This is a genomic window from Methanocalculus alkaliphilus, assembly GCF_024170505.1.
Lineage (GTDB): Archaea > Halobacteriota > Methanomicrobia > Methanomicrobiales > Methanocorpusculaceae > Methanocalculus > Methanocalculus alkaliphilus.
In genome coordinates this window covers 36,879-50,633 of record NZ_JALJYG010000003.1, presented here as the reverse complement: position 1 = coordinate 50,633, position 13,755 = coordinate 36,879, and the positions used below count along the sequence as shown (strand labels likewise).

At 53.4% G+C, this 13,755-nt stretch carries 12 protein-coding genes and 2 tRNA genes; 6 read left to right on the top strand and 8 right to left on the bottom strand.

What is annotated here, in order from left to right; genetic code table 11:
- The first annotated feature begins 53 nt into the window (after positions 1–53).
- The 3 genes from J2T58_RS03130 to J2T58_RS03120 all read left to right on the top strand — a co-directional run bounded on the left by J2T58_RS03130 (position 54) and on the right by J2T58_RS03120 (position 2,293).
- Positions 54–875 carry a potassium channel family protein gene (locus J2T58_RS03130; protein WP_253487353.1) on the top strand — a complete coding sequence of 274 codons (822 nt, stop codon included), beginning with the start codon at positions 54–56 and terminating at the stop codon, positions 873–875.
- 191 nt (positions 876–1,066) lie between these two features.
- Positions 1,067–1,258, top strand: coding sequence for a hypothetical protein (locus J2T58_RS03125; RefSeq protein ID WP_253487351.1), 192 nt, complete (start codon positions 1,067–1,069; stop codon positions 1,256–1,258).
- Between the two features lie 147 nt (positions 1,259–1,405).
- A complete protein-coding gene (locus J2T58_RS03120) occupies positions 1,406–2,293 on the top strand; it encodes a DMT family transporter (protein WP_253487349.1) in 888 nt (295 codons plus the stop codon).
- A 52-nt stretch (positions 2,294–2,345) separates the two neighbouring features.
- Here J2T58_RS03120 and J2T58_RS03115 read toward each other — a convergent pair whose 3' ends face one another.
- Positions 2,346–2,888, bottom strand: a complete 543-nt coding sequence (locus tag J2T58_RS03115) for a hypothetical protein (RefSeq protein WP_253487347.1) — start codon at positions 2,886–2,888, stop codon at positions 2,346–2,348.
- A gap of 120 nt (positions 2,889–3,008) precedes the next feature.
- On the opposite strand from J2T58_RS03115, the gene J2T58_RS03110 reads away from it, so the two are divergent.
- Entirely contained in the window at positions 3,009–3,821 is an 813-nt protein-coding gene (locus J2T58_RS03110; RefSeq protein WP_253487345.1) for an alpha/beta fold hydrolase, read from the top strand.
- A 50-nt stretch (positions 3,822–3,871) separates the two neighbouring features.
- Here the strand turns inward: J2T58_RS03110 and J2T58_RS03105 are convergent, their stop codons facing one another.
- From J2T58_RS03105 to J2T58_RS03090, 4 genes are all read right to left on the bottom strand, one after another.
- The gene (locus J2T58_RS03105) at positions 3,872–4,150 is read right to left on the bottom strand and encodes a ubiquitin-like small modifier protein 1 (RefSeq protein WP_253487343.1); all 279 of its coding nucleotides are present in this window, start codon (positions 4,148–4,150) and stop codon (positions 3,872–3,874) included.
- Positions 4,151–4,199: 49 nt separating this feature from the next.
- Complete coding sequence (locus J2T58_RS03100) at positions 4,200–5,984, bottom strand: aldehyde ferredoxin oxidoreductase family protein (RefSeq protein WP_253487341.1); 1,785 nt, start codon at positions 5,982–5,984, stop codon at positions 4,200–4,202.
- Positions 5,985–6,107: 123 nt separating this feature from the next.
- Positions 6,108–8,003 carry a propionyl-CoA synthetase gene (locus tag J2T58_RS03095; RefSeq protein ID WP_253487340.1) on the bottom strand — a complete coding sequence of 632 codons (1,896 nt, stop codon included), beginning with the start codon at positions 8,001–8,003 and terminating at the stop codon, positions 6,108–6,110.
- A 158-nt stretch (positions 8,004–8,161) separates the two neighbouring features.
- Positions 8,162–8,235 (bottom strand) — tRNA-Phe (locus J2T58_RS03090).
- 141 nt (positions 8,236–8,376) lie between these two features.
- Between J2T58_RS03090 and J2T58_RS03085 the strand changes: the two genes are divergently transcribed.
- Complete coding sequence (locus tag J2T58_RS03085) at positions 8,377–9,372, top strand: DHH family phosphoesterase (RefSeq protein WP_253487339.1); 996 nt, start codon at positions 8,377–8,379, stop codon at positions 9,370–9,372.
- Here J2T58_RS03085 and J2T58_RS03080 read toward each other — a convergent pair.
- Positions 9,349–10,080 (bottom strand): hypothetical protein, encoded by a 732-nt coding sequence (locus tag J2T58_RS03080; protein ID WP_253487338.1) that lies wholly within the window; start codon positions 10,078–10,080, stop codon positions 9,349–9,351. The genes J2T58_RS03085 and J2T58_RS03080 overlap by 24 nt on opposite strands.
- Before the next feature lie 45 nt (positions 10,081–10,125).
- Between J2T58_RS03080 and metG the strand changes: the two genes are divergently transcribed.
- Positions 10,126–12,126, top strand: a complete 2,001-nt coding sequence (gene metG, locus J2T58_RS03075; RefSeq protein WP_253487337.1) for a methionine--tRNA ligase — start codon at positions 10,126–10,128, stop codon at positions 12,124–12,126.
- Here the strand turns inward: metG and ilvA are convergent, their stop codons facing one another.
- Positions 12,127–13,326 carry a threonine ammonia-lyase gene (ilvA, locus tag J2T58_RS03070; protein WP_253487336.1) on the bottom strand — a complete coding sequence of 400 codons (1,200 nt, stop codon included), beginning with the start codon at positions 13,324–13,326 and terminating at the stop codon, positions 12,127–12,129.
- A 218-nt stretch (positions 13,327–13,544) separates the two neighbouring features.
- Positions 13,545–13,619, bottom strand: a tRNA-Arg gene (locus tag J2T58_RS03065).
- Positions 13,620–13,755: the final 136 nt, after the last annotated feature.

Genomic DNA, 13,755 nt, shown 5'->3' with positions numbered 1-13,755 from the left:
CGTCTTCTCAGAGAGGAACTATAATCTGATCCGGTGACAATTCATCTGTACGTATGTCAGCAGGTGATACACGGTTTCGTCTCTACCTCCTCGTCTTTCTCTCGGTTTTTATCATAGGCTCGATTGGCCTTGTGACTTTTGAAGGGCTCTCTCTCTTTGATGCCATCTATTTCATCATCGTCACGATAGCAACTGTTGGATATGGTGATATTGTACCGGTCACCGATGAGGGACGATTATTATCCCTCATTCTGATTATCGCAGGGGTAGGGACCTTTGTGACTGTTGTCGCATATTCCATCGATATCGCACTATCCCGGTCCTCTCTCCGGGCTCGTGAGAAGAAGGTGAGGATGATAATAGGTGTCTTCTTCTCTGAGGTGGGCTTTGCTCTGATAGAACTCTGTAAAGCCGGTATTCCTGAAATACGAGCCGGAATTAACGACCTCATGGTGAATGATCAATGGGATGCGAAGCGTTTTGCACAAGCGAGGAAGAATATCTCATCACTGAAGTTGCAGACGGATATCTGCTCGGTCAATCGTGTTGCCCTTCACCAGTTCCTTAAGGAGAAGCGGACATTTCTGATTATGCTTCTTCAGCATCCGATGCTCTTTGAGCATGATCCCTTCTCTGACATGATACTTGCCATCTCCCATCTTGAAGAGGAGCTTTCAGCACGACGGGATCTCAACCATCTCTCACCATCAGACTGTGCCCATCTCTCCCGTGATTGCGACAGGGTATTCCACCTGCTCCTTCTCCGGTGGCTTGAGCATATGGAGTATCTGAAACTGTACTATCCGTTTCTCTTCTCACTTGCAGTCAGGACCAATCCCTTCAACCCGGAGGCCGATCCCGAGGTGAGGAACTGACCCTCTCCCCTGTATCTCCGGAGATTTGCTTCTCTTCCACGATGATACGGCAGGATCGGATCCCGACCCGGTGCTGCATCTGACTGATAAAGCCGGTGCATTTACTTCAGAATGCTGAATATAACTCAAATTGGCTGTATCGTGCGTTAGATATATAAGCTTGAATCGATAATGAAGGGTTGGTGATACCAATGGTATGTCCCGGCTATGCCCACATGGATTCGGCTGCGGTCGAAAAGATCGCGAAGCTTGAAGAGGAACTCGGTGTCATTCTCCTGGCACATGAAAAGGTGGCACCGGTTGCCACGCTCTCTGATGACGACCTCTCGGTGATCAGGGATCTTGAGAAGAAGATGGGTCTTCGGCTTGTTGCCTATGCATAGGTGACCATCCAGGTTTCTCTGCATACAATTCGTTGATTCTCCCATCCCCCTTTTTCCAGAGGTTTTCTCTATCAGTTTTCCGGGTCTGTTTCTTCACCGGATGGTATGCGAATCTAAATCTGCCCACAGGGTGATGAAAGGTATCGTATGATCTGGTTCTTCTTTGCCCTGGGGGGTGCCCTCTCACAGGCTGCGTATGCTACAGCGGTGAAGATTCTCCTCAGAAGAACAGATCCATTCCTCCTTGCCGGGTGTTCATTCCTTGCCGCATCCGGTCTCCTTTGTATCATCTCTCTTTTTTTTGGGATCCCTTCTCTCGGTCCAGAACTATTTCCGTCAATAGGAGTGACGGTTTGTATCAATATTCTCGCAACCATCCTTTTGTATCATGCTCTGGGAACCTCGGATATCTCCCTCTGTATGCCGATGCTTGCCTTCACCCCGGTCTTTCTGATCGGAACCTCGTTTCTGATCCTCGGTGAGATACCAACCATAGCAGGGGCATGCGGTATACTGTTCGTGGCATCCGGTGCCTATTTCCTTACATCCGGAGGGAGCATTGCCCGATGTGATCGGCTTGCTGCCCCTTTTCATCGGCTCACCGTGGATCGTGGGGTTCTTTCAATGCTTCTTGTTGCATTCCTCTTTTCTATCTCTGTCAATTATGATAAAAAAGTGGTCGAGAACTCTGATCCCGTCTTTGGATCGGCCTTCGTCTTCCTCCTGCTGGGATCCGCCTTCCTTCTGATTGCTCTGCTTTCAAAAAGACGGGGGGCTGATCTCATGTATGCTTCACTACGAGCGCCTCTCCCGCTGTTCATTGGTGTCGGGGTGATACTCGCTGCTGAGATCGTCATGATCAATATAGCCTATACAATGAGTATTGTCAGTTATGTCATCACCGTCAAGAGGCTTGCTATCTTCTTCTCCGTTGTGGCAGGTATCACTATATTCAGAGAAGGTCTCTCCTGGGGGCGGATCACCGGTGCTCTTGTGATGGTTACGGGGGCGGGGATGATAGCCCTCTTTGGGTGACTATCATCCCGGTGAGACCCGTGCGGATCTGTATTCTCCTGACAATTGGGGTTTAATCCTTTCCCCTCAGGATAAGGGTGGCGACAGCGCAGAGTACACCCATCAGGGAGATAATTGCTGATCCTGTGGCTTCAGGGGGCTCTGGTGACCGTGTTGGGGTAGGAGTTGGAGTTGGTGAGGGTTCCGGTGGTTCTTCTGGTGTCGGTTCAGGGATCGGTTCTGCTTCACGAAGGGTAAAGGATGATGATGCACGTACATCCGCCTCGATGGATTCAACGAGAATTGTATATTCATTCGGAATAAATCCTGTTGTATCGACGAGGAACGACCAAGTGTTAACCTCATCACCTTCGACAACGGATATGACTCCTGAGGTTCCGGTAAATCCTGCCGCAGTATCCTTTACTGTCGGGTAAAAGGACTGTGAGACGACGGTAATATGGAGTTCATGGTCAGGTGCCAGGTTGGTCGTTCCTGAGATGGAAATAAACTCCCCTTCGGAATACTCTGATGCAAGGGTATCGATCTCAAGCGCAGCTCCTGCAGAGATGCAGAAGAGGGCTGAAAGGAGAATACATAGTATGACTCTCTTCATCTGACTCCTCCTCCGGATACCATGCTATATTGTGTCATGCCTTCCGGACTCGTCCTTATGATTCCGGGGTCTGAAAAACCTTTCGCAGGCTCTTTGGGGTATGGCGTTGATGTAGATGGCATGCATCATCTGTGTACACGGGACGGTAGTCCTCTTCCATATACACTGCATGGAGCGGGGCATCCACTCATCTTCGTCTCTGCCTATGGGATGACTGCGGCAGAGTGGCCAAAAAGGATGCTCTCGCCTCTTGCTGACCGCTATCGCCTTGTACTGTATGATCATCGGGGCATCTCCGGGTGTGCAAACCCTGCCGTCCCTTTTTCAATCCCACAGGCAGCGGAGGATCTTCATGACCTGATAGCCGGGATTGGTGAAGCGACTGCTACTATCATCGGCTATTCGATGGGTGGGATGGTCGCACTTGAACATGCGATTCGGTATCCTGATGAGGTGGATCGCCTCATCCTTCTCAACGCCCACTGTGGTGGGGTGGAGGCCGTCCCCTCTGAGGAGTGGGTCCAGGAGGAGATGGCAGGTGAACCCGACTCGATCGATGCGTATCTGGATCGTGCCGGCAGGCTCCTCATGACCGACTCGTTTCGGAGGCTGCATCCTGATCCATCATCATGGTTCCCGGATGCCGGGGAACCGGTTGATGCGGCTGTTATCAGGCAGCAGGCTGATGCCCTCAGACAATGGACCGGGGTCTATCCCTGCCTCAGGGACATCCAGGCAAAGACTCTGGTCATATCCGGTGATCGGGATCTCGTCACCCCTGCGGAGAATGCCGGGATTCTTGCCATGGCCATCCCTGATGCAGGTGCCATTATGATGGAGGATGGTGGCCATGGTATCATATTCCAGTATCCTGAGGAGATTGCCGGGATAATATCAGGGTTTCTCAAAAAGGGCGTTCATCGGATGGGGTGATGAGATCCTGGTTGATCCCACCTCCCCTTGCAAAAGAGGGTCTCTTTCCTCTACCCCCCACCGGCGGGTGGGAAGAGTGCGATGCGATCCCCATCAGCGAGTATTGAATCAAGTCCCTGGATGAAGGCGATGTTCCGTCCGTTCTGAAGGATGTTGACGAAATCCCTCAGGGTGCCGTCATCCAAAAAGATCTCGTCCTTCAGTTTTGGATACCTCCCGATGAGTGTTGTGAGGAGATCTCTGATTGTGGCACTCTCCTGTATCTCAATTGCAAATTCTGCATCCATATAGTCACGGAGTGTTGCAAATGACCTGACGGTGACTTTCATTCTCTTCTCTATCTCCGTTTATTTCTATGCTCTTCCATGAGTCAGCTAATCATTCAAGTCCCAGCTCACGGAGCTTCTCTGGTGTCGGCACCCCTTCGGCATCCCAGCCACGCTCGGCATAATACTCGCTGAGGAGTGGTTCACGCTCCCAGACACGCCCTTTTGCTCCGCCTTCCTGGAGGGGATCCTTGAGGAGGCGTGCAGGGAGTGTGTCATCTGCTTTTGTATAGCCCACCGTGATGTTGAAGAGTTTCTGGAGGTTCCAGATCCGCTCTCCGATCTTCAGGAGAGCGGCGCTATCCATCGGAATACCGGTTGTTGCGGCGGCGAGATCTGCATAATCATCAGCATTCAGTGCAAACGAACTGAAGAGGCACATCCCTGATGCATCGATAGCAGCGGTGAGGTCCTGGAAGGTTCGTGTCCATGTGGCCTTACCGTCATTGACGAATGGATCGAGCTTCTCCGGAGCTCCGAGCACTTCAGGAGAGACCATGTATCCATAAACATGATCCCCTCCACGGACGGATGTGGCATATGAAAGTCCATGACCCTGGAGTCCACGGGGATCATATGCCGGGAGATCCTGTTTCTTGACGCTCATTGAGAGCTCCGGGTGCCCGTGCCTCTCTGCAAATCGGTATGATCCATCGGTGAGTTCAGCCCCGAACCCTTCACGGAGTCCCATCTGCCTGACAAGTTCAACGATACCTTCAGGATTGCCAAATTGCGGCCCATCTTTAATATAGCCCTTCTCACGCATCTCCATTGCACATGCGATAGCTGTCGGGGTGCCGACGGCATCCAGGCCAAGTTTGTTGCACTCCCATGCAGCATGGATAACTGTCTTGAGATCATCAATGCCGAGATCTGCACCAAATCCCCACATGGGTTCATACTCCGGTCCTTCGCCAGTGATTCCATCGACCTCGCAGATACGGGAGCACTGCACGATACAGGCAAAACACCCGCTCTTCTTCTTCAGGAAGGTCTCTGCCAGTCTTTCACCCGAGATCTTCTCTGCCCCGGCGAAGTGGGCGCTCTGGAAGTTCTTCGTTGGAAGGATGCCGTTTTCATTGATGATATTGACGAGGACAGCTGTTCCATACGCGGTAAGCGCCTGGCAGATGCCATTCTCTTCGAGCTTATTTCGGACCCTCTCCTTGACGGCGTTCAGCTGGTCTTTGTCCGCTTCATCGATTCGGAGCTCTCCTGTTGCAACGATCGCCTTGACATTCTTTGAACCAAGAACCGCTCCTGCTCCACCCCGGCCGGCTGCACGATCCCGGTCATTCATCACGCAGGCAAGCAGGCTCTGCTTCTCTCCCGCCGGTCCTATGCAGGCAACCTTCGCCTTCTTGTCCCCGAGGTCCGCGACGAGTGCGTCTGTTGTCTCATGGACATCAAGGCCCCAGTACGGGGTGGCATCCCGGAGCTCGGCCTTCCCCTCATTCATGTACAGATACACGGGTTTTTCTGCACGCCCTTCGAAGACGACTGCATCAAATCCGGCCTTCTTGATCTTCCACCCGAATGTTCCGCCACTGTTTGCAGACATAAGGGTGTTGTTAAGGGGTGACTTGGTGCTGACCATATACCTGCTCCCAAGGGGGATGCCGGTTCCTGTCAGGGGACTTGAGGCGATGACGAAGATATTGTCGGGGGAGAGGGGGTCGACGAGGGGATCCATCCTGTCTGAGATGATCTTTGTTCCAAAACCCCGCCCTCCAAGGTACTTCTTCTTTAGATCAGCAGGGGTCTCCTGGATCTCGATACGTCCGTTTGTCAGATTGACATACGCAATCTTTCCTGCATAACCGTCCAATAGTGTCATGGTTCGAATTATATATTAGGTTATATATAATTTTATGTTTGAATATTGGTGTGGTGGCAGAAACGAAAATGTCAACGATTCTCGCTGAAAAAAGGGGTTTTTTATTTCATATAGGATGGAGGGTTACCGCTTCGGGTATCCTATCTCCTGCAGGACGAGAGTGATCTCATCAAGAATTACCGGCTCATCGATCGTCGCAGGTACTGTATAGGATACCCCGTCTGCAATCTTCTTGATCGTTCCCCGAAGGATCTTTCCGGATCTGGTCTTTGGGAGGCGTTGTACAACGGCAACTGATTTAAACGATGCAATAGGCCCTATCTTCTGCCTGACCAGGGCGATCAGCTCAGCCTGAAGCTTCTCCACACCCGGATCATGGCCGGATTTCAGGACGACAAAGCCAACAGGCACCTCGCCCTTTACCGGATCATAGACGCCAAAGACTGCACATTCTGCCACATCAGGGTGCGATGCAAGGACCTCCTCCATTGCACCCGTTGAGAGGCGGTGTCCGGCGACATTGATGATATCATCGGTTCGTCCCATGATCCAGAGATACCCGTCCTCGTCAAGATACCCGGCATCAGAGGTGAGATAATAGCCGGGATAGGCGGAGAAGTATGTCCTGATATAATCGGCATCATTGTTCCAGAGTGTTATGAAGCACCCTGGAGGAAGCGGCAGACTGATGACAATATTTCCGGTCTCTCCTCTGGGGAGATCGTTGCCGGCATCGTCAAGCACATGGATATCATAGCCCGGCACCGGTCTTGTACAGGATCCGGGTTTAACCGGGAGGAGCTCCAGACCTGCACAGTCTGCGCCGATGGCCCAGCCGGTCTCGGTCTGCCACCAGTGATCGATGACGGGGATGTCAAGCAACTCTTCCGCCCAGAGGAGTGTCTCTGGATCACACCGCTCACCGGCAAGAAAGAGCATCTTCAATGATGAGAGATCATATTTCTGCCGATACAGTCCATCAGGGTCCTCTTTCCGGATAGCACGGAAGGCAGTCGGCGCACAGAATAATACAGAGACGCTATGTTTGGCAATCACCCGCCAGAATGCCCCTGGATCAGGCGTTCCAACCGATTTTCCCTCATACAGGATCGTTGTACATCCATAGAAGAGCGGTCCGTAAACGATGTACGAATGGCCGACCACCCAGCCGATATCCGATGCCGCCCAGTAGATCTCCCCCGGCCTGACACCGTAGATATTCTCCATGCTCCACAATAATGCGACGAGATGCCCCCCGTTGTCTCGGACGACACCTTTGGGCTTTCCGGTGGTGCCTGATGTATAGAGAATGTACAGGGGATCTGTTGAGCCGACTGGTACACAGGGGACGGGGTCTGCATCCATCAGGTGATCCCATGCGATATCTCTGCCTTCCATGAGATCCACCGGCAGCTCCTCCCGCTGAACAAAGACACACTGTGAGGGCGTATGGGAGGAGAGGGCAAGGGCTGCGTCAAGGAGTGGCTTATAGGGGATTAACCGGTTCACCTCGATACCGCAGGAAGCCGTGATAATGATCTCCGGACGGGCATCCTCTATCCTTGTGGCGAGCTCACGTGCGGCAAAACCTCCAAAAACAACCGAATGAACGGCGCCTATCCTGGCACAGGCGAGCATTGCAATCACCGCCTCAGGTATCATCGGCATGTAGATGATCACCCTGTCGCCTTTCTGCACTCCGAGGTTTTTGAGCCCTCCGGCACAGCGTGCCACCAGGTCAAGCAGTTCTCCGTAGGTGAACGTCGTGATGGTATCTGTCACCGGGCTGTCATAGATGAGGGCGATCTGTTCTCCCCTCCCCTCTTCGACATGATAATCAAGGGCATTATAGCATGAATTGAGAACTCCTCCCTCAAACCAGCGGTACATTGGCGGGTTGTCGCTATTGAGTACCCTGTCATACTGCCGGTACCATCTGACCTTCTCTGCGGCAGCACCCCAGAATGTCTCAGGATCAGTTATCGACTCACGAAATGCCTGCTCATATCCCACTCCCATCTCCTGCCTCCGTATTTCCACTACATGCAGATGGGAGAAGTGGATTTATTTTTTTCGAACTGGATCGAAGAGGGTTTGATCTCTCTCTTCCGAAATCGTAAAGAGATAGTTCAGAAATAACAGAGTTCGATGGTTATATCATAAAGAAAAGTCCAAGATGCCCCAGCCCGGATTTGAACCGGGGACAACCAGATCTTCAGTCTGGCGCTCTCCCAGTCTGAGCTACTGAGGCTTTGGGATTACAATATACGCAGGATCTCTATTTAATACATCCGATTTGATCTCTCCTCTCCTCTCCACCCTTCCATCCTGAATGTCAGATAGCCCGCCCCATCGCCCCTCTTTATCAGCCGAAAGAACAGAGATAATATGCATGAGATGGCCCTTTGGCAGACCAGAAGAGAAGAAAGAGGGACCTGGCCTTGAGGAAAGGGTTCGGAACAGGACGGCGGGCATCGTTCACCTGACGCATAACGATCTTGATGCCGCGGGCGCCGACGCCATCCACAGAAGGGTCTATGGGCGCGATGCCATATTCACCGTCTTCTCCTCGGTTGGAAGGTTCACAAAGAATCTCAATACCATCGCCAACGTTCCCGGGAACGGAGATACCCTCTCCATCTCCGATCTTGGCTTTCAGAAAGGAGTCGATGAGGCGGCACGGCGGGCAAAGGCGGCAGGCTGGAAGATAGTCTGGAGAGATCACCATCGGTGGAAGAAGGAAGAGATCGAGCGGATCAGCCGGTATACCGAGGAGCTCACCGTCGATTCATCAACCTGCGGATGCGGCCTTGTCGCCCGTACCATCGCCGCTGATGATCCCGTCTCGGTTGAGATTGCACGGGTCGTCTGTGACTATGATCTCTGGACACACAAAGACCCCCGCTCCGCCATCCTCGGACAGATCGGATCGATCAATAAAAACCTCCGCCCCCTGCGTGACCGGCTCCAGGACGGGATCTTCACTGATGACTGGATTGAAGAGACCTATGCCGCAATTGATAAAGAAAGGACCATCGCCATCAGAAAGAGTATCCGGAAGGCAACGATCCGTGATGGCCGGTACCGGATCGCATTTGCCCCCCTCTATAATTATCCAAGCGAGACCGCAGCGGCGATCAGGGATGAGCTGAAGACCGATATTGAGGTGATCATCTCAGATACCGGCCGATTCTCACTCCGGTCCGCGCCTCCGGTGAGCCATCTCATCGCTGCGGAGTTTGGTGGCGGCGGCCATCCGAACGCTTCAGGAGGATCATTCCCGTTCACCTTCTGGGATAAGATCTCTTTTGCTCTCTTTGGAAAGACCGCTCACTTTGATCGCTTCGTCGATGTTGCCGAGTCGTTATCGGGGCAGAATGGATCGTGACATAAGATCCCTCCAGTAATCTGCCTGGTCTGCCGGGGCATACCCGCCGGTCAGGAGATTATCCGGATCAACCAGCTCTGCTGCCCTTTTCAGATCTCCTTCTCCAGGATCGATGACGATGATCGTCCGGACAGTATAGGATCCCATCAGATCTTCAAGTACCTCCAGCATCTCCGGCCTGATGGCGATATCCCGCTGAACCTCAAGGAGACCAGCCAGGCTCTTTTCAGAGGGGCGGAGGATATGCCAGAGGACGCGCCGGCCTGTGAGAAACTCAAGCTCAATAGAGGCCGGCCTCCTCTCCGAGAGGATGATATGGCCTGCTACCCGGTTATCCCGCATCGTCCGGAGGAGTCTGCGGTATCCGAGCAGGTACTCTTCATCCGGGTCCTGCCAAAGCGATGCAGGGGAGGGGAGTGACCACCAGGGATTCTTAAAAAAGGATTCCACAGCCCTGATATCATCAGTCACCTCGTCTGCGGGGGCATCCGGAAGCGTTGCGGCAGCTGCCCTCCCGCCGTAAAACCATCCCCCGGCTGCCGGAAGATCCAGAGAATCCTGCGCTTCAGCTGATCGCATCAGATGAAACGTCGTCAGGTCTCCCCCAACGCCTGTGCGGGTCTTCGCCCATGCGGTAAGCTCTCCGGCAGAAGGCGTTGTGACCATGGATCCGAGGGATCGTACCGGGATCGTTCGTTGTCTGACCATATCTGACACTGTAATTTATACGGTCCCCACGCAAAAAGCATACGGATGAGTGGGAAACCGAAACTGGTCACCTGTGGTCTTCCGTATACCAACGGATTATGCCATATCGGACACCTCCGCACCTATGTGCCCGCGGACTGCTATGTCAGGTATCTCCGGCGGGCAGGTGAGGATGTCCTCTTCGTCTGTGGTTCAGATAATCATGGGACGCCGATCATTGTCTCCGCAGAAGAGGCGGGCACCACCCCGAGAGCCTTCTCTGAGATATACCATACCCATTTTAAAGAGACGTTTGAGAAGATGGGTGTCATCTTCGACCATTTCGGGATGACTGATGATCCGACCAATCACGCCCGCACCCAGTCGATAGTGAAACGGCTGATCGATAGGGGATATGTCTACGCTGAGGTGATCAATCAGAGCTACTGTACCACCTGTAAACGGTCGCTCCCGGACAGGTATGTCGAGGGAACCTGCCCGCACTGCGGGAAGCATGCACGAGGTGATGAGTGTGACCAGGGATGCGGCCGGCATCTTGAACCCGGCGAGATTCTTGAGCCGACCTGCACCGTCTGCCGGACGAAGGCAGAGACACGGCAGCAGGAGCACTATTTCTTTAAACTGAGCACATTCAAAGATTATCTCCTTGATTATCTCAAGGATCTCAATGGCACAATTAATGCGAAGAACTATGCCATCGGCTGGATCGAAAACGAGCTTCATGACTGGTGCATCACCCGGACCATGGACTGGGGTGTCCGTTTCCCGGGGAATGAGGATCTTGTCGTCTATGTCTGGGTCGATGCCCCGATCGGCTACATCTCCTTCACCGAGGAATGGGCGAATGCCCATGGGGATGACTGGCGCCGGTTCTGGTGCGGTGATGGTGAGGTGACCCATTTCATTGGATCAGACATCATCTATCACCACTGCATCTTCTGGCCTGCCCTCCTCCATGCCGCCGGGTACGGCTCCCCCGATGCTGTCGTCGCCTCGGGGATGCTGAAGGTCGAGGATCAGAAGTTCTCAAAGTCACGGGGATACGTCGTCTGGGCAAATGAGGACTATCTCGATGTCAACCTTCCTGCAGACTACCTTCGGTACTATCTCCTCAGCTATACAAGCCATACCAAAGAGCTGAACTTTTCATGGAAGGCCTACCAGGAACGGGTGAATAACGAGCTTGTCAATACCCTTGGCAACTTCATGTACCGGAGCATCTATTTTGCAGAAGAGAAGCTCGGCGGAATACCGGCAACTCCTCCAAAGGAAGAGATCCTTCATGAGATACGAAGGACCCGCGACCTTGTTGACCCTGCATTCCGTGCTTTTGAGTTCAAATCAGGTGTCGATGCGATCATGGGTCTGGCCACATTTGGCAATAACTACATTCAGAAGAACGCACCATGGAAGCTCCTCAAGACCGACAGGGCGGCAGCTGAAGGGGTCATTGCCGACTGCCTCCAGATTGTCAAGGCATTAGCCCTCTTCCTTGAGCCGGTGATGCCGGAGAAGGCGTCGCTCTGCTGGGAGATGCTCGGCCATGAGACTCCTCTTGCCAGCCACCACCTGGATGAGGCAGATATTCCCCTTTCCGGTGTCACCCTCAGGAAAGCCGCCCCGCTCTTTGAAAAGATTGATGATGAACAGTATGCTGTTCTCGAAGCGACCTTTACGCGCCGGGTTGATGAAGCAAGGAAGAAGCAGGAGAGGCATGAGGTGAAGAAAGAGATGCTGACGATAGATGAATTTGCAAAGATGGAACTCTGTGTCGGCCGGGTACTTGGCGCCGAGCCGATCAAGGGATCGAAGAAGCTCCTGAAGATTACCGTTGACATCGGATCTGAGAAGAGACAGGTCGTCTCGGGGATCGCACCCTTCTATAAACCCGAAGAGCTTGAGGGAACCCTCGTTGTGATGGTAACAAACCTTGAACCTGCAACCATCTTTGGTGTTGAGAGCAGGGGTATGATCCTTGCCGCCGGTGATGATGCCGCCCTTCTCATCCCGAACAGGGAGGTTGAGCCCGGCACCCGGATCCGGTGATCACCGCAGCCGGTATCCGGCTGATAGGAGATCTCCCTGGATTCGCTGCTGGTGATCTGCACCGCGAACCTCGATCTCTATCTCCACCCTGATCTCGGTCGGGTGGAGTCCTTTCTCATCCCTTTTCTGGATAATTTCAAGGATATTTCCCCCGGCACCAGCAAGGATGCCAAGCACCTTCGCAAGCGATCCCGGCCTGTCATCTATCACCACCGAGATCGTCATTGAGCGATCCCGTGCCACCAGCGCCTGGTGGATCACCCGCTGAAAGAGGGGAAGATCGATATTTCCTCCTGAGATGACCAGCACGATCCGGCTTCCCTTTGGAAATACCGCTCTCCCGGAGAGGAGATAGGCAAGGGGTGCCGACCCCGCCCCTTCCACCACGAGGTGCTTGCGCTCGAGGAGGAGGAGGATCGCCTGAATCATCTCATCTTCAGAGACGGTTCCAATCTCATCAACAGATGACCTGATGATCCGAAACGGCTGCTCGCCGACGATAGGGACGGCGATCCCATCAGCGATCGTCCGGCCGGGTCGGACAGGCTGCCGCTCCCCAAAAGCAAATGCACGATATGCCGCGTCACAGGCCACGGCCTGCACACCGATAATCCGGGCTTGACTCCCGGCACCCTTGACTGCAGCTGCGATCCCCGCGATCAGCCCTCCTCCACCGACAGGTACGATCACATAGTTCACATCCCTCATCTCATCGAGGATCTCAGATCCGATGGTCCCTGCACCAGTGATCACATCCCTGTCATCGTAGGGATGGATCAGAAAGGCTCCTCTCTCTGCGAGGCAGCTGGCATAGGTGATCGAATCCTGGAGTGTCCGCCCGACAAGGACAACCTCAGCACCATATCCCCGTGTCGCCTCTTGCTTGGCAACTGAGGACCCGACCGGCATCACGATCGTCGCCCGCACCCCGGCAATGCCAGCCGCCAGCGCAACCCCCTGCGCATGGTTCCCGGCAGACGCCGCAACCACCCCTATAGTACCAATTCTTGTTCGGTTCCGGAGTATCGAGTGGACCGCACCCCTGACCTTGAACGATCCCGCCTTCTGGAGGGTTTCGAGCTTCAGGTACACTTCGCAGCTGGTCATTGCGGAGAATGTCGGCGAATAGACGAGCGGTGTCCTGTGGATGTGGGGCCGGATCAGATCCGCTGCATCGGCAATCTCCTGGGGGGTGAGCATACAGACAGAATACATCTCAGGGATGAAAAGCTGTTCGGAATGCATGCAGAAGATACTGACCCATAAAAGCGTGTGTTCGGCAGGAAATGATAATTGCACCCAATTCCTTGTGGAGATACCCTTACAGCGAAAGTCGATAGTACGTTTAGAAGGTCGACCTCATACGGCATGGGATTGATATTGGGAAGAGCATGGTAACAGGATAAATGAAAAAGAAGCGGGCCTGGGGGGATTCGAACCCCCGACATTCGGGTTAGAAGCCCGACGCTCTATCCTGGCTAAGCCACAAGCCCATGAAGAGATATACATATTGTCGTTCTCCCGTATTATTCCTTTGTGTACAATCATGGAGTCACCGGCTCCTCACCAGATGGTGTCACAGAGAAATATATTATAAGTAGGGAGAGGTAATGGAGTTCTATTGCCGCA